Origin of the sequence: Streptomyces sp. NPDC017056, assembly GCF_044332485.1 — a bacterium.
Lineage (GTDB): Bacteria > Actinomycetota > Actinomycetes > Streptomycetales > Streptomycetaceae > Streptomyces.
In genome coordinates this window covers 138,734-159,500 of the sequence record NZ_JBIRPD010000013.1, presented here as the reverse complement: position 1 = coordinate 159,500, position 20,767 = coordinate 138,734, and the positions used below count along the sequence as shown (strand labels likewise).

The following is a 20,767-nucleotide window of genomic DNA, read 5'->3' as shown; positions in this document are numbered from 1 at the left end:
GGGGTCCGGCGGGCCCGGGGCTGTATGCGGTCCGGGCCCGCCGGTCTCGGCGGGACGTGGTCAGCCCGTGGGGCTCAGCTCTTGCCGGCCTTGTCGAACTTCTTGAACTCCGCGCTGAAGCGGGCGACCCACTTGCCCTGGTCGACCTGGTAGGCGGTGATCATGGTGTTGGTGGTGTCGCCGTACTTGTCGAAGGAGACATGGCCGGTGACGCCGTCGAAGGAGACCTTGTTCATGGCGTCGACGACCTTCTTGCGCGCGTCCCCCGGCAGCTTGCCGCCGTTGTCGCCGACGACCTTCTTGACGGCCTGGATCAGGGCCCAGGTGGCGTCGTACGAGGAGCCGCCGTACGCCTCGTAGCGGTCCTTGTAGCCGGCGGCCTTGTAGTCGGCGATGAACTTCTTGGCGGATTCCAGCTGTTCGACGGGCTTGCCGACGGAGGAGGCGTAGTCGCCCTGCGCCTTTTTGTTGAGCTTGATGTAGTCGGCGCTGTACATGCCGTCGCCGCCCATCAGGGGGACGGTGACGCCGCCGTCCTTGAGCTGCTGGCTCAGCGGCCCGGACGCGGGGTACTCGCCGCCGTAGAAGACCACGTCGGGCTTGACGGCCTTGACCTTGGCGACGACGGCCTTGAAGTCGCGGTCCTCGGGGTTGACGTGCTCGGAGCCGACGACCTTGCCGCCCAGCTTGGTGAACTGGGTCTTGAAGGAGGCGGCGAGGCCGGCGCCGTAGGTCTTCTGGTCGTCGATGACGTAGGCGTTCTTGAACTTGGCCTTCTCCCAGGCGAACTGGCCGTCGAAGGCGCCCTGCACCTCGTCGGTGGTGGCGGTGCGGAAGTAGGTGGAGAACTGCCGTACGCGCTTGTTCTGCTTCCAGTCCTTGCCCTGGGTGAGGTCGGGGGTGGTGTTGGCCGGGGATATGAGGGCCACGCCGTTCTGCTCGGCGACCTGCTGCATGGACTGGGCGACGCTGGAGTTCAGCGGGCCGACGATGCCCATGACGTCCTTGTCGCCGGCGAGTTTGGTGGCGTTCTGCTGGCCGACGTTGGCCTGTGCCTTGTCGTCGAGCGCCTGGAGCTTGAATTCGACGCCCTTGACCTCGCCGGCCTTGTTGGCGTTGTCGACGGCGAGCTGGGCGGAGTTGCGGATGCCCAGGCCCAGGGCGGACAGCTCGCCGGTGACGGGGGCGTCGAGCCCGATGGTGACGGTCGTCTTGGAGCCCTCGCCGCCCTTCTTGTCGCCGTCGCCGCGGGAGCCGCACGCGGAGAGGGTGAGGGAGCCTGCGGTGACCGCGGTGGTGATGATGAGCAAGGAACGGTGACGCACGATCAGTCCTTTCCCTGGCGCGGTCGGTGCGCGTCGCACGACCGTTTCGCGCGCCGGGCTGTACGAGTGGTACAGGATCCGTGCTGGCGCGCCCGGCGGCGCGGTGACTGGCGGTGACTCTAGAGCGGTGCCGGGTGACCTGACAGCGGCGCTGACCAGGATGTGACGCTCTTGTTATGACCGTCGATGAGCATTTTGCCCTCATGGTCCTTACATCGGGCGCGAACGCCGGGCGGAGCCAGAACTCGCACTTCCCGCAGGGGATTTGGCGGCGATCTTGGCTCCGGCGTCCGGATATCGGATGTGACGCGCGTGACGGGTGCGGAACCGGTGGAGTGGCGGCGGGCCTGCGGTGGAGGTGCCGCCCGTGCGGGCTACGGAGCGTTATGGGGCCCGTGGCGTACGGCGGCGTCACGCGGAACGACGGCGGCCCCGCTCCCTGACCAGGGAACGGGGCCGCCGTGCCGCCCTCTGGGCGCGCTGGGCTCAGCCGCGGTACGCCGACGCCTCCACGTCACGCAGCATGCAGGTCAGCCGGGCGCTACAGACCCGCTTGCCGCCCTCGTCGGTGATGGCGACCTCGTACGTGGCCGAGGAGCGGCCGCGGTGCACGGGGGTGGCGACGCCGGTGACCAGGCCCGAGCGGGCCCCGCGGTGGTGGGTGCAGTTCAGGTCCACGCCGACCGCCAGCTTGGTGGGGCCGCCGTGCAGCATCGCGCCGACCGAGCCGAGGGTCTCGGCGAGCACCGCGGAGGCGCCGCCGTGCAGCAGTCCGTACGGCTGGGTGTTGCCCTCGACGGGCATGGTGCCGACGACGCGCTCGGGGGCGGCCTCCAGGACCTGGACGCTCATGCGCGTACCGAGATGACCCGCGGAGAACAGCGCGGCGAGATCGAGGCCGAGCCCGGCCCACTGGTCGATGATCTCCTGCGGAAACCTGGTCGCGCTCTGCTCGCCCATGTCCTGCGGCTCCGTTCGTGTGCCCGTGGTGGCGGTGCGGCGTACCGGCGCTGAGCCGGTCCGGCGCCGGTCGTTGAGTCGTGCACGTTCTTATCAGGCTACCGATCAGGCGTACGGGCCGGGGCCGGGGCCCCGGCCCGTACGGCCGTGCGCGCTCTCGTGCTAGCTCTGCGGAGCCGTCGGCTCCAGGCGGACGACCAGCGACTTGGAGGCGGGGGTGTTGCTGGTGTCGGCGGTGTGGTCGAGCGGCACCAGGACGTTGGTCTCCGGGTAGTACGCCGCCGCGCAGCCGCGCGCGGTCGGGTAGTGGACGACGCGGAAGCCGGGCGCCCGCCGCTCCGTGCCGTCGGTCCACTCGCTGACCAGGTCGGTGTACGAGCCGTCGGCGACACCCAGCGCACGGGCGTCCTCGGGGTTGACCAGGACGACGCGGCGGCCGTTCTTGATGCCCCGGTAGCGGTCGTCGAGGCCGTAGATCGTGGTGTTGTACTGGTCGTGCGAGCGCAGCGTCTGGAGGAGCAGCCGGCCCTCGGGGAGCTTCGGGTACTCGACGGGCGCGGCCGTGAAGTTGGCCTTGCCGGTGGCCGTGGGGAAGCTGCGCTTGTCGCGCGGGGCGTGCGGCAGGGCGAAGCCGCCGGGGCGCGCCACCTTGGCGTTGAAGTCCTCGAAGCCCGGGACGACGCGGGCGATCCGGTCGCGGATGGCGCCGTAGTCCTTCTCGAACTCCTCCCAGGGCGTACGGCTGTCCGTTCCCAGGACGCGGCGGGCGAGGCGGGCGACGATGGCGGGTTCGGAGAGCAGGTGGGGGCTCGCGGGCTCCAGCCTGCCGCGGGAGGCGTGCACCATGCCCATCGAGTCCTCGACGGTCACGAACTGCTCGCCGCCCGCCTGTACGTCGCGCTCCGTGCGGCCCAGGGTGGGCAGGATCAGGGCGCGGGCTCCGGTGACCACGTGCGAGCGGTTGAGCTTGGTGGAGACGTGGACGGTCAGCCGGGCGCGGCGCACGGCGGCCTCGGTGACGTCGGTGTCGGGGGTGGCGGAGACGAAGTTGCCGCCCATCGCGAAGAACACCTTCGCCTCGCCGTCGCGGAGGGCGCGGATGGCCCGTACGACGTCCAGGCCGTGTTCGCGCGGCGGTGCGAAGCCGAACTCCTTCTCCAGGGCGTCCAGGAAGGCGGGCGCCGGCCGCTCGAAGATGCCCATCGTGCGGTCGCCTTGCACGTTGCTGTGGCCGCGTACGGGGCAGACGCCGGCGCCGGGGCGGCCGATGTTGCCGCGCAGCAGGAGGAAGTTGACGACTTCCTGGATGGTGGGGACGGAGTGCTTGTGCTGGGTGAGGCCCATCGCCCAGCAGACGATCGTGCGGCGCGACTGGAGGACCATTTCCAGCGCGCGCTCGATCTCCTGGCGGGTCAGGCCGGTGGCGGCGAGCGTCTCTTCCCAGTCGGTGTCCGCGCGCGCCGCCGCGGCGAACTCCTCGAAGCCATGTGTGTGCTCGGCGATGAACTCGCTGTCGACGGCGCCCTCGGTCTCCAGGACGAGGCGGTTGAGCGTACGGAAGAGGGCCTGGTCGCCGCCGATGCGCACCTGGAGGAAGAGGTCGGTCAGGGCGGTGCCGCGGCCGGCGAGGCCGCGCGGGGTCTGCGGGTTCTTGAAGCGCTCCAGGCCCGCTTCGGGCAGCGGGTTGATCGAGATGATCTTCGCGCCGCCGGCCTTGGCCTGCTCCAGGGCGGAGAGCATCCGCGGGTGGTTGGTGCCGGGGTTCTGCCCGGCGACGATGATCAGATCGGCCTTGTACAGGTCCTCCAGCAGGACGCTGCCCTTGCCGATACCGATGGTCTCCGTGAGCGCGGAGCCGGAGGACTCGTGGCACATGTTGGAGCAGTCGGGCAGGTTGTTCGTGCCGAATTCGCGCGCGAAGAGCTGGTAGAGGAAGGCGGCCTCGTTGCTCGTACGGCCGGAGGTGTAGAAGACGGCCTCGTCGGGGGAGCCGAGCGCGGCCAGCTCTTCGCCGATGATGTCGAAGGCCCGCTCCCACGACACGGGTACGTACCTCTCGGCGCCCTCGTCGAGGTACATCGGCCGGGTCAGCCGCCCCTGCTGGCCGAGCCAGTAGCCACTGCGTTCCGCGAGGTCGGCGACCGGGTGGGCGGCGAAGAAGTCGGGAGTGACGCGGCGCAGCGTCGCCTCCTCGGCCACGGCCTTGGCGCCGTTCTCGCAGAACTCGGCCGCGTGCCGGTGCTCGGGCTCGGGCCAGGCGCAGCCGGGGCAGTCGAAGCCGTCCTTCTGGTTGACGCGCAGCAGGGTCAGGGCGGTGCGGCGCACGCCCATCTGCTTCTGGGACACCCGCAGCGCGTGGGTGATGGCCGGCAGGCCCACGGCGTAGTGCTCGGGGGGCGTGACCTCGGGCGAGTCCTGGACGGGATCCGAAGCGGGCGGCTTGCCTGCCATGGCGCTCTCCCTTGAGCCGGTGCGGTGCGGAGGGGTGCGGTGCCGCCGACCCCGCCGGGCCGCGATCGGTGCCGTGTACAGAATTTTGTCACGGACGGCTGACGGCGACGCCGCCGCGGTCGTCGCGGCGGGGATTGTCAGTGGGGCGTGGCAGGATCGGGGTGTGGCAGCAAAGGCAGCGAAGAAGAGCGAAGCGACCGGCACCGAAGCGGTGGAGGGCGGCCGTCCCCGGCTGCTCCTGATGGACGGGCATTCCATGGCGTACCGGGCGTTCTTCGCCCTGCCCGTGGAGAACTTCACCACCGCCACCGGGCAACCGACCAACGCGATCTACGGCTTCGCGTCGATGCTCGCGAACACTCTGCGCGACGAGGCGCCCACGCATTTCGCGGTGGCCTTCGACGTCTCGCGCAAGACCTGGCGCTCCGAGGAGTTCCCCGACTACAAGGCGAACCGCTCCAAGACCCCCGACGAGTTCAAGGGCCAGGTCGAGCTGATCGGCGAGATGCTGGACGCGATGCGCGTCAAGCGCTTCGCCGTCGAGGGCTTCGAGGCCGACGACGTCATCGCCACGCTCGCCACCCAGGCCACCGCCCAGGGCTTCGAGGTCTCCATCGTCACCGGCGACCGGGACTCCTTCCAGCTGGTCAGCGACGACGTCACGGTCCTGTACCCCACCAAGGGCGTCTCCGAGCTGACCCGCTACACACCGGAGAAGGTCCAGGAGAAGTACGGCCTGACCCCGGCCCAGTACCCGGACTTCGCGGCGCTGCGCGGCGACCCGTCCGACAACCTGCCCGGCATCCCCGGCGTCGGCGAGAAGACCGCCGCGAAGTGGATCAACCAGTTCGGTTCGTTCGCCGAGCTGGTCGAGCGCGCCGAGGAGGTCAAGGGCAAGGCCGGGCAGAATTTCCGCGACCACCTGGACGCGGTCAAGCTCAACCGCGTCCTGACCGAGATGGTGCGCGACGTGGAGCTGCCCTGCGGCCCCGCCGAGCTGGTGCGCGACGCCTACGACCGTTCGGCACTCACCGTCTTCCTGGAGGGCCTGGAGATCCGCAACCAGGGCCTGCGGGACCGCCTGCTGGCCGCCGACCCGGGTGCCGAGGAGGCCGGGGAAGCGGCGCCCGCGCCCGCCGACGTCGAGATCGACGGCACGGTCGCCGCCGCCGGCGAGCTGGCCCCCTGGCTGGCCGAGCACGGCGGGAAGCTGCTGGGCGTCTCCACCGTGGACACCTGGACGGTCGGCAGCGGCAGCGTCGCCGAGGTCGCGCTCGCCACCGCCGAGGGCCCGGCCGTCTGGTTCGACCCCACCGAGCTGGACGAGGCCGACGAGCGGGCCTTCGCCGCCTGGAGCGCCGACCCGGCGAGTCACAAGGTGATGCACAACGTCAAGGGCCTGCTGCGGGTCTTCGCCGAGCACGGCTGGAGCATCGACGGCGTCACCATGGACACCGCGCTCGCCGCCTACCTGGTCAAGCCGGGGCGCCGCTCCTTCGCGCTGGACGCCCTGTCCGTCGAGTACCTGGGCCGCGACCTGGCCCCCGCCGCGGAGGGCGACGGCCAGCTCGCCTTCGGCGCCGACGACCGCGCCCAGGCGGACGCCCTGATGAGCCAGGCCCGTACGGTCCTGGACCTCGGCGCCGCCATGACCACCAAGCTGGACGAGGTCGGCGCGGCCGAGCTGCTGCGCGACCTGGAGCTGCCCACGAGCGTGCTGCTGGCCCGGATGGAGCGCGCGGGCATCGCCGCCGACCGGGGCTGGCTGGAGCGCATCGAGCAGCAGTTCGCCGCCGCCGTCCAGCAGGCCGTCCAGGAGGCGCACGCGGCGGCGGGGCACGAGTTCAACCTCGGCTCGCCCAAGCAACTCCAGGAAGTTCTCTTCGGCGAGCTGGGCCTGCCCAAGACCAAGAAGACCAAGACCGGTTACACGACCGACGCGGACGCCCTGGCCTGGCTCGCGGCCCAGACCGAGAACGAGCTCCCGGTGATCATGCTGCGCCACCGTGAGCAGGCCAAGCTGCGCACGACGGTCGAGGGGCTGATCAAGACGATCGCCGCGGACGGCCGCATCCACACCACCTTCAACCAGACGGTGGCCGCCACCGGCCGGCTCTCCTCCACCGAGCCGAATTTGCAGAACATTCCGGTCCGCACGGACGAGGGCCGCGCGATCCGCCGCGGCTTCGTGGTCGGCGAGGGGTACGAGTCCCTGCTGACCGCCGACTACAGCCAGATCGAGCTGCGCGTGATGGCCCACCTCTCCGAGGACGAGGGCCTGATCGAGGCGTTCACCTCCGGCGAGGACCTGCACACGACCGTCGCCTCCCAGGTGTTCTCGGTCGCCAAGTCCGAGGTCGACCCGGAGATGCGCCGCAAGATCAAGGCGATGTCCTACGGCCTGGCGTACGGCCTCTCGGCGTTCGGCCTGTCCCAGCAGCTCGGCATCCAGCCCGACGAGGCCCGCCGCCTGATGGACAACTTCTTCGAGCGGTTCGGCGGGGTGCGCGACTACCTCCAGGACGTCGTCGACAAGGCCCGCGCCACCGGCTACACCGAGACGATCATGGGCCGCCGCCGCTACCTCCCCGACCTGAACAGCGACAACCGCCAGCGCCGCGAGATGGCCGAGCGGATGGCGCTGAACGCCCCCATCCAGGGCACCGCGGCCGACATCGTCAAGCTGGCGATGCTGCGGGTCGACGAGGCGCTGCGGGCGGCCGGCCTCACCTCCCGGATGCTGCTCCAGGTGCACGACGAAATCGTGGTGGAGGTGGCGCCAGGCGAGCGCAAGAAGGTCGAGGAGCTGGTGCGGCGCGAGATGGCGGGCGCCGTCGAGCTGCGCGCGCCGCTGGACGTGTCGGTCGGCTCCGGCGGCGACTGGGAGTCGGCGGCGCACTGACCCGGCTGCGGACGGCCGCGCGGGGCCGTCCGCGACCGCGTCACGACCGCACAGGACCGCATGCGAACGCGTACGACCGTCTACGGCCGGGTGCCGGGGCGGTCGTACGCGTCGGCGCGCCCGGTCCGCGGCGTGCGGGCGCGGCGGTGCAGGAGCCGTACCGCCACCGCGTACAGCGGCAGTCCGAGCGCCAGGCCGGCGCCCGCGCCGAAGAGCACGGTCGGCACGTAGTCGAACCACGTCACCGCCAAGTCCCCGTAGACGGCGCGGGCCCGCAGCGTACGGTGCACGGCTCCGGCGAGCAGGCACAGCGCGAGCAGCGCCACCGCCAGCCGCCGCGGCCCGCCGGTCGGCACCGGCAGCCCGGCCGGTTCGGCGGCCTCCGGTATCCGCCGCACCGCGGTCCACAGGAACCAGCCGAGGACGCCCAGGGCCAGCGCCGACGTGCCGTACTGGACGTAGGTGCAGAGGGGGAAGCCCGCGACGGTCTCGTTGAGGACGGGCAGCAGCCGCGTGCCCCAGCGGCCCTGGTGCGTGAAGGCGTCCCAGACGATGTGGGTCAGGGAGCCCAGCACCGCGGAGACGTAGAACCACGCGAGCGTGACGGGCAGGGGCGGCGCGCCCGCCGCCTGCCAGGGGCGGCCGCGTACTACCGCGTACACCTTGCCGCGCCAGGCCGCGGGCAGCAGCGCCACCAGGGGCTCGCGCAGCAGCAGCCAGGCGGCGACCAGCAGGGCGGTGATCAGCGCGTCCGCGGTCAGGACGCCGGGGACGCCGTGCGTGAAGTCGCCGAAGAGCATGGCGCCGGGCACGACGGTGTCCGCGAAGTAGGTGACGTCCGGCGCGAAGGAGCCGGCCACGAGGGCCGACGCGATCAGCGGTCCGCGCGCTGTGCCGGTCCGGCGCAGGACCGGCAGCACCGCGGCGGCATGGCTGAGTGTGAACGGCATGACCCTCTCCCTGATCGTTTAGGATCAGTATGTCTGGCGTTGGGAGCAGTAGATGCCCGCCGGAAGTTGTCGTAGTGTCACGTGAGTTGGGAGCGCCGGGGGGCGCTGAACGGCGCCGTGCGCGCGGTGGATCAACACGAGGGGACGGGCACAGATGGCAGCCACATTCGGGCGGCGGCTCCGCAAGGGAGCGGCATCGACGGCGGTCGCGGCACTCGCGCTCGCCGCCCTGACCGCCTCCCAGGCCCCCGGGGCCGCCGAGAGCAGGGCGAACAGCGCCAAGGAGCCGTCCCCCGGGGGCGAGACCCCCATCGACGGCGGCTCGCCCTACTACACCGACCTGCCGCCCCTGCACAGCCCCGTGCCGCCCGGCGGCACGCAGGGCTCGGGGCCCATCGCCACCGGCCCCGCCGAGGCCGGCATTCCCGCCACCGTCCTGGACGCGTACAAGAAGGCCGAGGCCAACGTCGCCCAGACCGACCCCGGCTGCCGGCTGCCCTGGCAACTGCTCGCCGCCATCGGCAAGGTGGAATCCGGGCACGCGCGCGGCGGAGCCGTGGACGCCGAGGGCACCACCCTCCAGCGGATCACCGGCCCGCAGCTCAACGGCAAGGGCTTCGCGCAGATCACCGACACCGACAAGGGCGTCTTCGACGGCGACACCACGCACGACCGCGCGGTGGGCCCGATGCAGTTCATCCCCTCCACCTGGTCCAAGGGCGGCCCCGGCGGAACCGGTTGGGGCGCCGACGGCAACGGCGACGGCAAGAAAGACCCCAACAACATCTACGACGCCGCCCTCGGCGCCGGCCGCTACCTCTGCGCCAACCACCGCGACCTGTCCATCCAGAGCGACCTGGACAAGGCCGTCCTCGGCTACAACCCGTCCCGGGACTACCTGAACCTGGTCATGTCCTGGCTCTCGTTCTACCGCAAGGGCACCCACGAGGTCCCCGACGGCAAGGGCCTGCTGCCGGTGGGCCGCGGCGGAGCCGGCAGCGGCTCCACGGGCGCGGGGCCCACCCCGGGTGGCACCACCGTGCCCGGCAACCGGCCCGGCACCGGCGGCCAGGGCACCAAGCCCGGCCACCCCGGCACCGGCAAGCCCGGCGGCAGCGGCAACGGCGGCAGTACGCCGTCGCCGAAGCCCAAGCCGCAGCCGCCGACGACCGACCCCGGCACGCCCACGCCCAAGCCGCCCACGCAGCCCCCCACCAAGCCGCCGACCAAGCCCGCCGAAGCCACGGCGCTGGAGCGGACCGGCGCCAAGGACATCTCGGCCACCGCGGGCGAGGACTTCGCCGAGCCGGTGGGCGTACGGGCGAAGGACGCCCAGGGCAAGCCGGTCGCGGGCGTCCCCGTCGAGTTCCGGGTCGTCGGCGCCACCGGCGCGCGCTTCCCCGGCAAGGCCGACCACGTCACGGTCACCACCGGCGCCGACGGCACCGCCACCGCGCCGAAGCTCGGCGCGGGCGACCGCGCGGGCACCTTCACCGTCCGGGCGACCGCGCTGGGCCGCAACCTGCCCGCCACCGACGTCGCCGCGACCGTCAAGGCCAAGCCGGCGCCCGCCCCCAAGGCCGACGCGCTGGCCCGCACCTCCGACGCCGAGCTGACGGCCAAGGCCGGTGCCTCCTTCGCCGCAGGCTCCGTCGAGGTCAAGGCCACCTACCAGGGGAAGGCCGCCGCGGGAGTGGCGGTGACCGCGACGATGGTCACCGACGACCCGAAGCGGCCCGCGGAGAACGACAAGGGCCCGTACTTCCAGGGCACGGGCGAGGACAAGGACGAGCAGGTCCGCACCCTGACGCTCAAGACCGGCGCCGACGGCCTGCTCAAGCTGCCGGAGATCCGCACCGACGCGCACGCCGGCACGTACCTGCTCCGCCTCACCACCGCCGACGGCGCCGTACTGACCGTGAAGCTGACCGTCACGCCGTAAGGCCCGCGCACCGCGACCACCGCCGTCCCGCTCCCGCCGGAGCCGGACGGCGGTGCCGTTTCCCGCGGCCCGGTGCGCCCTCGGCGCGACCTGTTCTCATCTGCGCCGCCCGTTGCTACGGTGCCCCTCCGCCCCTGACGCCCTGTCAGCTCACCGGAGCCCACCGGCCGGTCCGTACCGGAACCCCTCGGGAGGCCGAGCATGCGCGCACTGGCAGCCGCCGCCATCGGACTGGCCGCGGCCTTCGCCCTCGTCCTCGCCATGACGGCGGCCGGCGCGCCCGGCGGCGAGACCTCCCCCGAACCGCTGCGCACCACGGTCCCCGCACACCCCTGAGGGAGGGCGCCGCCGCATGCGACGCAAAGCCAGCCTGGTCCTGCTCGCCTTCGCCGTCTTCTTCGCCGCGCTGTCCCCGCTCCTGCGCTGGTACGCCTTCCCGAGGCTCGCCAAGATCCCGCCGAACCAGTACCAGGACATGGTTCTGGAGGCGAAGCCCGCCATCCTCCTCGACTACGGCACGATGCGCGCCCGGAAGGTCCCCAAGGTCTCCATCGTGCAGACGCTCAAGGGCAACGCCGAGGAATCCGCACGCATCGAGCAGAGCGCCGGCCGCGACGTCGTCGTCTGGGACGCGCTGACCCACGTCGCCGGGCCCGACGGCAAAATGGTCTCCCAGATCCCCGAGCGCTACATCTTCGACGCCCACACCCAGGAACCCGTGCACGCCACCGGCGAAATGGTCGACGGCGACCCCGTACGGCGCACCGGCATCGAATACAAGTGGCCCTTCCTGACGGAGAAGCGCGACTACGACTACTTCGACGCGCAGACCCGTACCGCCGCCCCCATCCACTACAAGGGCACCCGCACCTTCCGCGGCCTGGAGGTCTACTACTTCGAGCAGACCATCCCCTGGACCAAGGTCGCGCTCCCCAAGAAGATGCCGGTCGAGGGCATCACCCCGCAGACCGTCGAGAAGGCGGGCACCAGCCGCTGGTACAGCACCAAGCGGATGTTCTGGGTGGAACCGGTCACCGGCGCGCCCGTCAACGGCGAGGAGATCCACCGCGAGGAACTGCGCGGCGGCAGCCTCGTCCCCGGCGGCGGCAAGGTCACCGCCTTCTCGGGGCACGTCAAGATGCGGCCCGACTACGTGGACGCCACCGTCGGCCTCGTGACCTCGCAGCGTCGCCTCGTCCTGCTCCTCACCAGCCACCTCCCCTGGGGCTTCCTCGCGCTGGGGGCCGCGCTCCTCACCCTGAGCCTGGTCCTGGAGGCACGCGGCCGCCGCCCGGCGCGAGGCCGCACCGAGCCGGACCGCCCGGAGCGCGTCAGCTCCGCTTGAGCCGTGCCGTGGTGTGCCGCGTCGGCTGCGCGCCGGACGGGTCCTCCGGCCAGGGGTGCTTCGGATAGCGGCCGCGCAACTCGGCACGTACCGACCGGTAGCCGTCCTTCCAGAAGGACGCCAGATCGGCCGTGACCGCAGCGGGACGCCCGGCAGGGGACAGCAGATGCACCAGTACGGGCACCCGGCCGCCCGCCACCCGGGGAGACTCCTGCCAGCCGAACAGTTCCTGGAGCTTGACGGCCAGCACGGGCTGCTCGCCCCCGTAGTCGACCCGGACCCGCGACCCGCTCGGCACCTCGATGCGCTCCGGCGCCAGCTCGTCGAACCGGACCGCCTCCCCGCTCGACCACGGCAGCAGCCGGCCCAGCGCCTGCCCCGCGTCCACCCGCTCCAGATCGGCGCGCCGCCGCGCCCGGCCCAGCTCCACACCCAGCCACGTGTCCAGCCGCGCCAGCAGCGCCGCGTCCGACACGTCCGGCCAGTCACCGCCCAACACCCGGTGCAAAAACGCCATCCGCTGCCGCAGCGCCCGTGCCCCTTCGGTCCAGCGCAGCAGCCCGAGGCCCTCCCGGCGCAACCCGTCCGCCAACGCCTCCCGGACCAGGCCGGGGTCGGGGGAGCGCAGCGCGCGGGCGACCAGTTCGACGGCGCCCAGCCGTTCTACGGCGCGGGCCACCACGTCCCCGTCGGCCCAGCGCACCTCCTCGCCCGAGGAGTACAGGGCCGCGGCCGCCGTACGCGCGGTGTCCTCGTCGATCACGGCCGCCAGCCGCACACGCGCCGACGCCGCCGCGACGGGCCGGTCGGCGACCGCCACCGCCAGCCACGGCGCGCTGCGCAGCCGCGAACCGTCCCCCAGCTCGGCCCCGGTACCCGACGCCATCAGGAACGCGCCCGCGCCCCGGGCCCGCGCCACCCGCTCCGGGAACGCCAGCGCGGCCACCAGCCCGGCGGCCGCGTCGTCACCGCAGGGCCCGCCGGAGCGGGGCTCCGCTTCCGTGCGGTCCCCGGCCCCCGCCACCGCGGAGGCGAGCCTGCGGGCCTCCTGGCGCCAGCGCGCGCCGTACGCGTCCTGCCCTTGCCGCGCCGTACGCCACGCCCCGGCCAGATCGTCCCCGTACTCCCGCGGCGGCTCCTCGCTTAGCAGCGCGACCACCTCGGCGGCACGACGCTCACCTACCCGCCGCGCGCCGTCCAGCAGCGCGCGCGCCAAACGCGGGTGGAGGCCGAGCCGCGACATCCGTACGCCACGGTCCGTGACCCGGCCGTCCGCGCGTACCGCGCCGATCGTCACCAGCACCTCGCGCGCCGCGGCCATCGCACCGGCGGGCGGCGCGTCGAGCAGCGCCAGACCCGCCGCGTCCGGATCGCCCCAGCACGCGGCCTGCAACGCGAACGCGGTGAGATCCGCGACCTTGATCTCCGGCGACGGAAAACGCGGCAGCCGCACGTCCTCGCCCTCCGACCAGCAGCGGTAGACCGTGCCCGGCGCCTCGCGCCCGGCCCGCCCCGCGCGCTGCCGGGCCGACGCCTGCGAAGCCCGTACGGTCGTCAGCGCGCTCAGCCCCCGCGCATGATCGGTACGGGGCTCACGCGCCAGCCCGCAGTCCACGACCACCCGCACGCCCGGCACCGTCAGGCTCGACTCGGCCACCGAGGTCGTCAGGACCACCCGCCGCCGCCCCGCACCCCCCGACAGCACCGCGTCCTGCACAGCCGCCGGCGCCCGCCCGTGCACCTGCAAAACCTCGGCGCCCCCGTCGGCGGCAGCCAGATCCCCCAGCTGTCCCGCCACCCGCGCGATCTCGCCGACACCGGGCAGGAAGCAGAGCACGTCCCCCGGCCGCTCCCGCAGCGCCCGCCGCACCGTCGCCGCCACGTGCCCGAGCAGCACCGGATCGACCCGCATACCGTGCGCAGGCCGTACCGGCCGCTCCGGCGGCGCCCACACGACCTCCACCGGATGCGACACACCCGCGGCCTCCACCACCGGAGCCGCATCGCCGTCCGTGCCGTCCGCACCGCCCAGCAGCCGGGCCCAGCCCGCCGCGTCCGTCGTCGCCGACGCCGCGATCAGCCGCAGCTCCGGGCGCAGGGTCGCGCGTACGTCCAGAAGGAAGGCGGCGGCGGTGTCGGCGTCCAGGTGCCGTTCGTGGCACTCGTCCAGCATCACGGCATCGACACCCGACAGCTCGGGGTCACGCTGCAACCGTTGCAGCAGCACACCGGTCGTGACGACCTCCACGACCGTACGAGGACCGGCCCTGCGCTCGCCCCGCACGGTGAAGCCGACCCGGTCGCCCACCTGCTCGCCGAGCAGCCACGCCATGCGCCGGGCCGCGGCACGGGCGGCGATCCGGCGCGGCTCCGCGACGAGCACGCGGCGGGGGGAGGGCAGCGGCTGCCCGGTCAGCCCCGCCAGGGCCAGCGGCACCAGCGTCGTCTTGCCGGTCCCAGGGGGCGCGCAGAGCACCGCCGCGCCCCGCCGGTCCAGCGCTTCCTCCAGCGCGGGCAGGGCGGTCCGTACGGGCAACTGGCCGAGAGCGTCGTGGCGGATCACGCCAACAGTCTCCCGGACGGGCGGGGAGGGGACGGTACGGGTACGGGGGCGGTACGGGGGCGGCCGTACCCGAACCGTCCCCCTCCTCGTCAGTCCGCGAGGCAGACGAAGATCGCTGTGCCGGTCAGTTCGCGAGGCAGACGAAGATCGCTGTGCCGGGGATCAGATTGCCGCGCAGGGGCGACCAGCCGCCCCACTCCTGGGTGTTCCACGCCGGCCACTCCGGCTCGACCAGGTCCGCCAGCCGGAAGCCCGCGGCGGCCACGTCCCGCACCCGGTCGCCCAGCGTCCGGTGGTGCTCGACGTACACCGCCCGGCCCGCCTCGTCCTGCTCGACGTACGGCGTGCGGTCGAAGTACGACGCGGCGACGCTCAGGCCCTCGGGGCCCGGCTCGTCGGGAAAGGCCCAGCGGACGGGGTGCGTCACCGAGAAGACGAAGCGCCCGCCGGGGCGCAGCACCCGCCGCACCTCCCGCAGCACGCGCACCGGGTCCGCGACGAAGGGGATCGCCCCGTACGCGGAACAGGCGAGGTCGAAGGAGTCGTCCCGGAAGGGCAGCACACCGGCGTCCGCCTCGACGAGCGCGACCGGCGCGGGCGCGCCCGGCTCCGCCTCGCCGGCCCCCGCGTCGATGCGCAGCGCGTGCTGGAGCTGCCGGTGCGAGAGGTCGAGCGCCACCGGCAGGGCACCCTGTGCCGCCAGCCAGCGCGAACACTGGGCCGCGCCGGCCCCGATCTCCAGGACCCGCCGCCCCTTCAGCTCCGCCGCGGGCCCGAGCAGCCCGGCTTCGGCCTCGTCCAGCCCTTCGGGACCCCATACGAAACGGTCGTCCCCCAGGAACGCGCCGTGCTCGTTCTGGTACTCGTCCGCGTTCCGGTCCCACCAGCCGCGGCTGGCCCGGCTGCTCTCCGTGTCCGAGGCGGCACGTCGTGTCGCCTCCGGCTCGTACTCTTGGATCATCGCGCCCGTCGTCGTACTCTTCGCTGAGCTTGTGGCTGCCGGGATCCACGATGCCGTGTTGGCCTCGCGGAACATGGCGTGTGCCGGTTATGGGGCGTTCCGCCCCGGGTGTGCGCCTTCGCGCATTGACCGTGTCCGGCTGCCCCCGTATGCTACAAGTTGCGCTGCGGGCCTGCGCACCTCAGACGGAGCAGGTCGCGCTCGCATCTGTATGTATGTCCCCTCGGTTTTCGGGACGCTGCCGGTGCTTCGGTTGGTTTTCGGAGTTCTTGCTCACGCGTCCTTGACGCTGTCCGGTCTTATGCAGAAGCGATACAGGCTCCCGGCGTAGCAGTACCTACGACTTCAATGTCCGTACCGGAGCCCTTTCCCACATGACGAGCAGCACCGAGACCACCGCCACCACCCCGCAGGTTGCGGTCAACGACATCGGTAACGAGGAAGCCTTCCTCGCCGCGATCGACGAGACGATCAAGTACTTCAACGACGGCGACATCGTCGACGGCGTCATCGTGAAGGTCGACCGGGACGAGGTCCTGCTCGACATCGGTTACAAGACCGAAGGCGTTATCCCGAGCCGCGAGCTCTCGATCAAGCACGACGTCGACCCCAACGAGGTCGTCGCCGTCGGTGACGAGATCGAAGCCCTTGTTCTCCAGAAGGAGGACAAGGAAGGCCGCCTGATCCTCTCGAAGAAGCGCGCCCAGTACGAGCGTGCCTGGGGCACCATCGAGAAGATCAAGGAAGAGGACGGGATCGTCACCGGTACCGTCATCGAGGTCGTCAAGGGTGGTCTCATCCTCGACATCGGCCTCCGTGGCTTCCTGCCGGCCTCCCTGGTCGAGATGCGCCGCGTGCGCGACCTCCAGCCCTACGTGGGCAAGGAGCTCGAGGCCAAGATCATCGAGCTGGACAAGAACCGCAACAACGTGGTCCTGTCCCGCCGTGCCTGGCTGGAGCAGACCCAGAGCGAGGTCCGCCAGACCTTCCTCACCACCCTCCAGAAGGGCCAGGTGCGCTCCGGCGTCGTCTCCTCCATCGTCAACTTCGGTGCCTTCGTGGACCTGGGTGGCGTGGACGGCCTGGTGCACGTCTCCGAGCTGTCCTGGAAGCACATCGACCACCCCTCCGAGGTCGTCGAGGTCGGCCAGGAGGTCACGGTCGAGGTCCTGGACGTCGACATGGACCGCGAGCGCGTGTCCCTGTCGCTCAAGGCGACCCAGGAAGACCCGTGGCAGCAGTTCGCCCGGACCCACCAGATCGGTCAGGTCGTCCCGGGTAAGGTCACCAAGCTCGTTCCGTTCGGTGCGTTCGTGCGCGTCGACGAGGGCATCGAGGGCCTGGTCCACATCTCCGAGCTGGCCGAGCGCCACGTGGAGATCCCGGAGCAGGTCGTCCAGGTCAACGACGAGATCTTCGTCAAGGTCATCGACATCGACCTGGAGCGTCGCCGGATCTCGCTGTCGCTCAAGCAGGCCAACGAGTCCTTCGGCGCCGACCCGACGGCCGTCGAGTTCGACCCGACCCTGTACGGCATGGCCGCGTCCTACGACGACCAGGGCAACTACATCTACCCCGAGGGCTTCGACCCGGAGACCAACGACTGGCTGGAGGGCTACGAGGCCCAGCGCGAGGCGTGGGAGACCCAGTACGCCGAGGCGCAGCAGCGCTTCGAGCAGCACCAGGCCCAGGTCATCAAGTCGCGCGAGGCCGACGAGCAGGCTGCGGCCGAGGGCGCTGCGGCTCCGGCCGCGGGCGGCTCGGGCAACGCCGGCGGCGGCAACGTCTCCGGTGGCTCGTACTCCTCGGAGTCGGCGGACAACTCCGGCGCCCTGGCGTCGGACGAGGCCCTGGCCGCGCTCCGCGAGAAGCTGGCCGGCGGCCAGAGCTGAACGCTCACCGCTAGGCACTAGCCGGTAGAACGAGGCCCGCTCCCTTTCGGGGGAGCGGGCCTTCGTCTTGCCGGGGGCGTGTTGTTGTGCGTGTTGCGCTGCCTGCCGTGGTGCCCGTCGTGGGTGGTGCCTGCCGTTATGCCGGTCGTTATGCCTGCCGGTCGGCCGGCTCGGCGGGTCGTCAGCCGACCGGTACGCCCGGGTTGGCGGTACCGCGTCCGCCCGTGACCGTGTTGTCCCTGGATATCGTCACCGGGCAGTCCGATGCCCGGTAGTTGGTGATGTTGAAGCCGTAGCGGTCAGGACCCGTCGCCCCGCTCAGATCGGACCGGTTACCGCGGAAGACCGTCCCGCAGCCCCACCCCGGCTGCTGGCTGTGCGTCTCGTAGCCGTTGTTGCGGGTGTGCTTGCCGGTGTTGTTCTCGACCAGCACGTTGTTGCCCTTGATGTCGGCCCACGAGTCGTCGTAATGGGCGCCGGTCAGCCCACTGCCGTCCAGCGTGTTGCCGATGATCTTCGCGCCGGTCGTGCCCTCCTTGATGTCGATGTTCTCGCCGCCGACGCCGGGCCCGATCGAGTTGTTCAGAATCTGTACGTTGTCGCTCTTGTCGCCGGTGCCGCCGGCGCTGCCGACGTACACGCCCTCGCCCATGCCGCCGCCGTCGTTCCCGGTGTCGTAGATCTTCGAGTTCCTGATGACGCCGTCCTTGCTGGACGTGCGGAAGTGCACCCCCTCCATGTCCAGGCCGTGCACGGTCACGGAGTCGAGGACGACGCCGTTCGCGCGGTCCGTCACGATCCCCTTCTGGCCGCCGGTGACGGTGATGCCCCGAACCGTCCAGTACGAGGCGCCGTCCAGGTGCAGCCCGTAGCCGCCGCTCGCGGTGAGAACGGCCTTGGCGGAACCCGTGAGGGTGATCCGTGAGGAGGCGCTTGCCGCGCCGGCGGCCTTGAAGTTGCCCCGGTACGTACCGTCGGCGAGCCGGATCGTATCGCCGGGTCTGGCCGCCGCCAGCGCGCTCTTGAGCTGCGCTGCCGTGGTGACATCGACGGTGCGGGCGGTGGCGGCGGGGCTGCTGCCGTGTGCCGTGGCGGTGCTCGCGAACAGGGCGCCGACGCCCAGCAACGCGGCGGCGGAAACCGGCAGTAGAGGTCGGATGCGCATCCGTGTGCCTTCCTGTACGTGAACGACGATCGTCAACATGAACAGGGAACCGTGGTGAAGGTAGCACTTATCGATGCGCGGTCAACCTGCGGCGACGGTTGGGGCGTTGGAGGCGGAAGGTGGTGAAGTGAGGCGCTTCTCGGGCATCCCCGGTGCGGAGATTTGCGTCTTATCGGATGACAGGGTTCATATACGGGGGTACACGGGGGTGTAACCATGTCGGATTCCAACAGGCCGGATACCAACGGCTGGGATGCCGGGAGCCAGGGTGCCCGAACTCGGGGTGCCGGTGGCCGGGATGCCAGCCGGCAGGGTTCCGGTCGCCGGGAAGGCCGCTGAGAAAGCGGTGATCGCAGGCGGCGGGAGCCGGGCCTCGCGGGGCCTGCGGGCCTTGCGAGGCCCGCAGGCCCCGCGGTGGCGTATGAGGCGGACGAGGCCGGATACGGCTGACCGCACCGGGGCGGTGGGCGGGCGATAGGGGCAGCGGCCAGGGGCGGGAATGCCTGGGGAGCCTCTGACGTTCTGGGGGACGGACATCGAGGAGGAGCGGACACTGTGTTGGATCCCCAGGGTTTGTACGAATGGGAGCCGAGCGGGCTCGCGGCGGTGGAGGCGATCACCGCTCGGGACTCCGCGGGGTTGGTGCTGCTGTACCACTTCGACGGCTACATCGACGCCGGCGAGACCGGCGACCAGATCGTGGACCGGCTGCTGAGCAGCCTCACGCACCGGGTCGTCGCCCGCTTCGACCACGACCGGCTCGTCGACTACCGCGCCCGCAGGCCGCTGCTCACCTTCGAGCGCCACCGCTGGAGCGCGTACGAGACGCCGAGCATCGAGCTGCGGCTCGTCGAGGACGCCACCGGCGCGCCGTTCCTGCTGCTGTCCGGCCCCGAGCCGGACGTGGAGTGGGAGCGCTTCGCCGCCGCCGTACGGCAGATGGTGGAGCGGCTCGGCGTACGGCTGGCGGTGAACTTCCACGGCATCCCGATGGGCGTCCCCCACACCCGCCCCGTGGGCATCACGCCGCACGGCAACCGCACCGACCTCATGCCCGGCCACAGCAGCTTCTTCGACGAGGCGCAGGTGCCGGGGAGCGCCGAGTCGCTGATCGAGTTCCGGCTCTCGGAGGCCGGGCACGACGTACTCGGCGTGGCCGCGCACGTACCGCACTACGTCGCCCGGTCCCCGTACCCGGACGCGGCGCTGACGGCGCTGGAGGCGGTGACGGCCGCCACCGGACTGGTGCTGCCGACCGCGGCGCACTCGCTGCGCACGGAGGCGCTGCGCACCCAGGAGGAGATCGAACGGCAGATCTCCGAGGGCGACGAGGAACTGGTCGCCCTGGTGAGCGGCCTTGAGCACCAGTACGACGCGGTGGCGGGCGCGGAAAGCCGGGGCAACCTGGTGGCCGAGCCGGTGGAGCTGCCGTCCGCCGACGAGATCGGCAGGGAACTGGAACGCTTCCTGGCAGAACGCGAGGGCGAGGGCGGCGGGGCCTGAGACCTTCCGCCCGGCTGCCGGGGCCTGCGGCATTCCGTCCGGCAGCTGGAACCTGCGGCCTTCCGGCTGGCTGCTGGGGCCTGCGGCCTTCCGCCCGGTTGCCGGGGCTCGCGGGCGGGGGCCCGGTGCGGTGGCTGAGCGGCCGGGCCGGGCAGCGGGCCGCGCCGCGTGCCCGATAGCGTGGGCCCCATGGTGAAGGTGGGACTTACGGGCGGGATCGGCGCGGGCAAGAGCGAGGTGTCGCGGCTGCTCGCGTCGTACGGCGCGGTGATCGTCGACGCCGACAAGATCGCACGCGAGGTCGTCGAGCCGGGCACCCCGGGACTCGCGGCCGTCGTCGAGGAGTTCGGCGCCGAGGTGCTGTCGGCGGACGGCACCTTGGACCGCCCCAAGCTGGGCGCCGTCGTCTTCGGCGACCCGGACAAGCTCAAGGCCCTGAACGCGATCGTGCACCCGCTGGTGGGCGCCCGGTCGGCCGAGCTGGAGGCCGCGGCGGGGCCGGACGCCGTGGTGGTGCACGACGTACCGCTCCTGACCGAGAACGGCCTCGCGCCCCTGTACGACCTGGTCATCGTCGTCGACGCCACGCCCCGCACCCAGCTCGACCGGCTGGTACGCCTGCGCGGAATGACCGAGAGCGAGGCAAAGGCCCGCATGGAAGCACAGGCAACCCGCGAGCAGCGCCTCGCGATCGCAGACCTGGTCATCGACAACGACGGCCCACTGGAGGCCCTGGAACCCCAGGTACGCGAGGTGTGGGGGCGGCTGCGGGGGGTTTGAGCTGGGGAGCTGGGGAGCTGGGGAGCTG

General features: G+C 72.0%; 14 protein-coding genes. 7 read left to right on the top strand and 7 right to left on the bottom strand.

From position 1 onward, the window contains the following. Nucleotides 1-74 precede the first annotated feature (74 nt). The 3 genes from ACH4OW_RS24475 to ACH4OW_RS24465 all read right to left on the bottom strand — a co-directional run bounded on the left by ACH4OW_RS24475 (nucleotide 75) and on the right by ACH4OW_RS24465 (nucleotide 4,736). Nucleotides 75-1,310 (bottom strand): branched-chain amino acid ABC transporter substrate-binding protein, encoded by a 1,236-nt coding sequence (locus tag ACH4OW_RS24475; RefSeq protein ID WP_360126813.1) that lies wholly within the window; start codon nucleotides 1,308-1,310, stop codon nucleotides 75-77. 501 nt (nucleotides 1,311-1,811) lie between these two features. After that, nucleotides 1,812-2,285, bottom strand: coding sequence for a PaaI family thioesterase (locus ACH4OW_RS24470; RefSeq protein WP_398030024.1), 474 nt, complete (start codon nucleotides 2,283-2,285; stop codon nucleotides 1,812-1,814). A 162-nt stretch (nucleotides 2,286-2,447) separates the two neighbouring features. After that, complete coding sequence (locus tag ACH4OW_RS24465; protein ID WP_360126733.1) at nucleotides 2,448-4,736, bottom strand: FdhF/YdeP family oxidoreductase; 2,289 nt, start codon at nucleotides 4,734-4,736, stop codon at nucleotides 2,448-2,450. Nucleotides 4,737-4,899: 163 nt separating this feature from the next. Here ACH4OW_RS24465 and polA point away from each other — a divergent pair, with 163 nt between their 5' ends. Next, entirely contained in the window at nucleotides 4,900-7,638 is a 2,739-nt protein-coding gene (polA, locus tag ACH4OW_RS24460) for a DNA polymerase I (RefSeq protein ID WP_360126730.1), read from the top strand. An 80-nt stretch (nucleotides 7,639-7,718) separates the two neighbouring features. Here polA and ACH4OW_RS24455 read toward each other — a convergent pair whose 3' ends face one another. Further along, a complete protein-coding gene (locus tag ACH4OW_RS24455; protein WP_398030023.1) occupies nucleotides 7,719-8,588 on the bottom strand; it encodes a DUF4184 family protein in 870 nt (289 codons plus the stop codon). A gap of 154 nt (nucleotides 8,589-8,742) precedes the next feature. On the opposite strand from ACH4OW_RS24455, the gene ACH4OW_RS24450 reads away from it, so the two are divergent. From ACH4OW_RS24450 to ACH4OW_RS24440, 3 genes are all read left to right on the top strand, one after another. Next, nucleotides 8,743-10,530 (top strand): lytic transglycosylase, encoded by a 1,788-nt coding sequence (locus ACH4OW_RS24450; RefSeq protein ID WP_398030022.1) that lies wholly within the window; start codon nucleotides 8,743-8,745, stop codon nucleotides 10,528-10,530. Nucleotides 10,531-10,731: 201 nt separating this feature from the next. After that, on the top strand, nucleotides 10,732-10,866 hold the full coding sequence (locus ACH4OW_RS24445; RefSeq protein WP_360126721.1) for an SPW_0924 family protein: 135 nt from the start codon (nucleotides 10,732-10,734) through the stop codon (nucleotides 10,864-10,866). A gap of 16 nt (nucleotides 10,867-10,882) precedes the next feature. Next, nucleotides 10,883-11,875, top strand: a complete 993-nt coding sequence (locus tag ACH4OW_RS24440; RefSeq protein WP_398030021.1) for a DUF3068 domain-containing protein — start codon at nucleotides 10,883-10,885, stop codon at nucleotides 11,873-11,875. On the opposite strand, the gene hrpB is transcribed toward ACH4OW_RS24440, so the two are convergent. Together hrpB and ACH4OW_RS24430 are read right to left on the bottom strand one after the other, a co-directional pair. After that, a complete protein-coding gene (gene hrpB, locus ACH4OW_RS24435) occupies nucleotides 11,862-14,438 on the bottom strand; it encodes an ATP-dependent helicase HrpB (RefSeq protein ID WP_398030020.1) in 2,577 nt (858 codons plus the stop codon). The genes ACH4OW_RS24440 and hrpB overlap by 14 nt on opposite strands. A 124-nt stretch (nucleotides 14,439-14,562) precedes the next feature. Then, complete coding sequence (locus tag ACH4OW_RS24430) at nucleotides 14,563-15,399, bottom strand: class I SAM-dependent methyltransferase (RefSeq protein WP_398030019.1); 837 nt, start codon at nucleotides 15,397-15,399, stop codon at nucleotides 14,563-14,565. 374 nt (nucleotides 15,400-15,773) lie between these two features. Between ACH4OW_RS24430 and rpsA the strand changes: the two genes are divergently transcribed. Then, nucleotides 15,774-17,291 carry a 30S ribosomal protein S1 gene (gene rpsA / locus ACH4OW_RS24425; RefSeq protein ID WP_030021005.1) on the top strand — a complete coding sequence of 506 codons (1,518 nt, stop codon included), beginning with the start codon at nucleotides 15,774-15,776 and terminating at the stop codon, nucleotides 17,289-17,291. Nucleotides 17,292-17,472: 181 nt separating this feature from the next. Here rpsA and ACH4OW_RS24420 read toward each other — a convergent pair whose 3' ends face one another. Continuing rightward, a complete protein-coding gene (locus tag ACH4OW_RS24420) occupies nucleotides 17,473-18,456 on the bottom strand; it encodes a right-handed parallel beta-helix repeat-containing protein (RefSeq protein WP_398030018.1) in 984 nt (327 codons plus the stop codon). 555 nt (nucleotides 18,457-19,011) lie between these two features. On the opposite strand from ACH4OW_RS24420, the gene ACH4OW_RS24415 reads away from it, so the two are divergent. Both ACH4OW_RS24415 and coaE read left to right on the top strand, forming a co-directional pair. Then, nucleotides 19,012-19,959, top strand: a complete 948-nt coding sequence (locus tag ACH4OW_RS24415) for a PAC2 family protein (protein ID WP_360126706.1) — start codon at nucleotides 19,012-19,014, stop codon at nucleotides 19,957-19,959. Nucleotides 19,960-20,148: 189 nt separating this feature from the next. After that, the gene (gene coaE, locus ACH4OW_RS24410) at nucleotides 20,149-20,739 is read left to right on the top strand and encodes a dephospho-CoA kinase (RefSeq protein WP_360126703.1); all 591 of its coding nucleotides are present in this window, start codon (nucleotides 20,149-20,151) and stop codon (nucleotides 20,737-20,739) included. The last annotated feature ends 28 nt before the right edge of the window (nucleotides 20,740-20,767 follow it).

Bases quoted from the DNA above. Each gene is read 5' to 3' on its own strand.
- ACH4OW_RS24450 (WP_398030022.1), top strand. From the start codon at position 8,743: ATGGCAGCCACATTCGGGCGGCGGCTCCGCAAGGGAGCGGCATCGACG.
- coaE (WP_360126703.1), top strand. From the start codon at position 20,149: ATGGTGAAGGTGGGACTTACGGGCGGGATCGGCGCGGGCAAGAGCGAG.
- ACH4OW_RS24465 (WP_360126733.1), bottom strand. From the start codon at position 4,736: ATGGCAGGCAAGCCGCCCGCTTCGGATCCCGTCCAGGACTCGCCCGAG.
- ACH4OW_RS24430 (WP_398030019.1), bottom strand. From the start codon at position 15,399: ATGATCCAAGAGTACGAGCCGGAGGCGACACGACGTGCCGCCTCGGAC.
- ACH4OW_RS24455 (WP_398030023.1), bottom strand. From the start codon at position 8,588: ATGCCGTTCACACTCAGCCATGCCGCCGCGGTGCTGCCGGTCCTGCGC.
- rpsA (WP_030021005.1), top strand. From the start codon at position 15,774: ATGACGAGCAGCACCGAGACCACCGCCACCACCCCGCAGGTTGCGGTC.
- ACH4OW_RS24445 (WP_360126721.1), top strand. From the start codon at position 10,732: ATGCGCGCACTGGCAGCCGCCGCCATCGGACTGGCCGCGGCCTTCGCC.
- ACH4OW_RS24420 (WP_398030018.1), bottom strand. From the start codon at position 18,456: ATGCGCATCCGACCTCTACTGCCGGTTTCCGCCGCCGCGTTGCTGGGC.
- ACH4OW_RS24470 (WP_398030024.1), bottom strand. From the start codon at position 2,285: ATGGGCGAGCAGAGCGCGACCAGGTTTCCGCAGGAGATCATCGACCAG.
- ACH4OW_RS24440 (WP_398030021.1), top strand. From the start codon at position 10,883: ATGCGACGCAAAGCCAGCCTGGTCCTGCTCGCCTTCGCCGTCTTCTTC.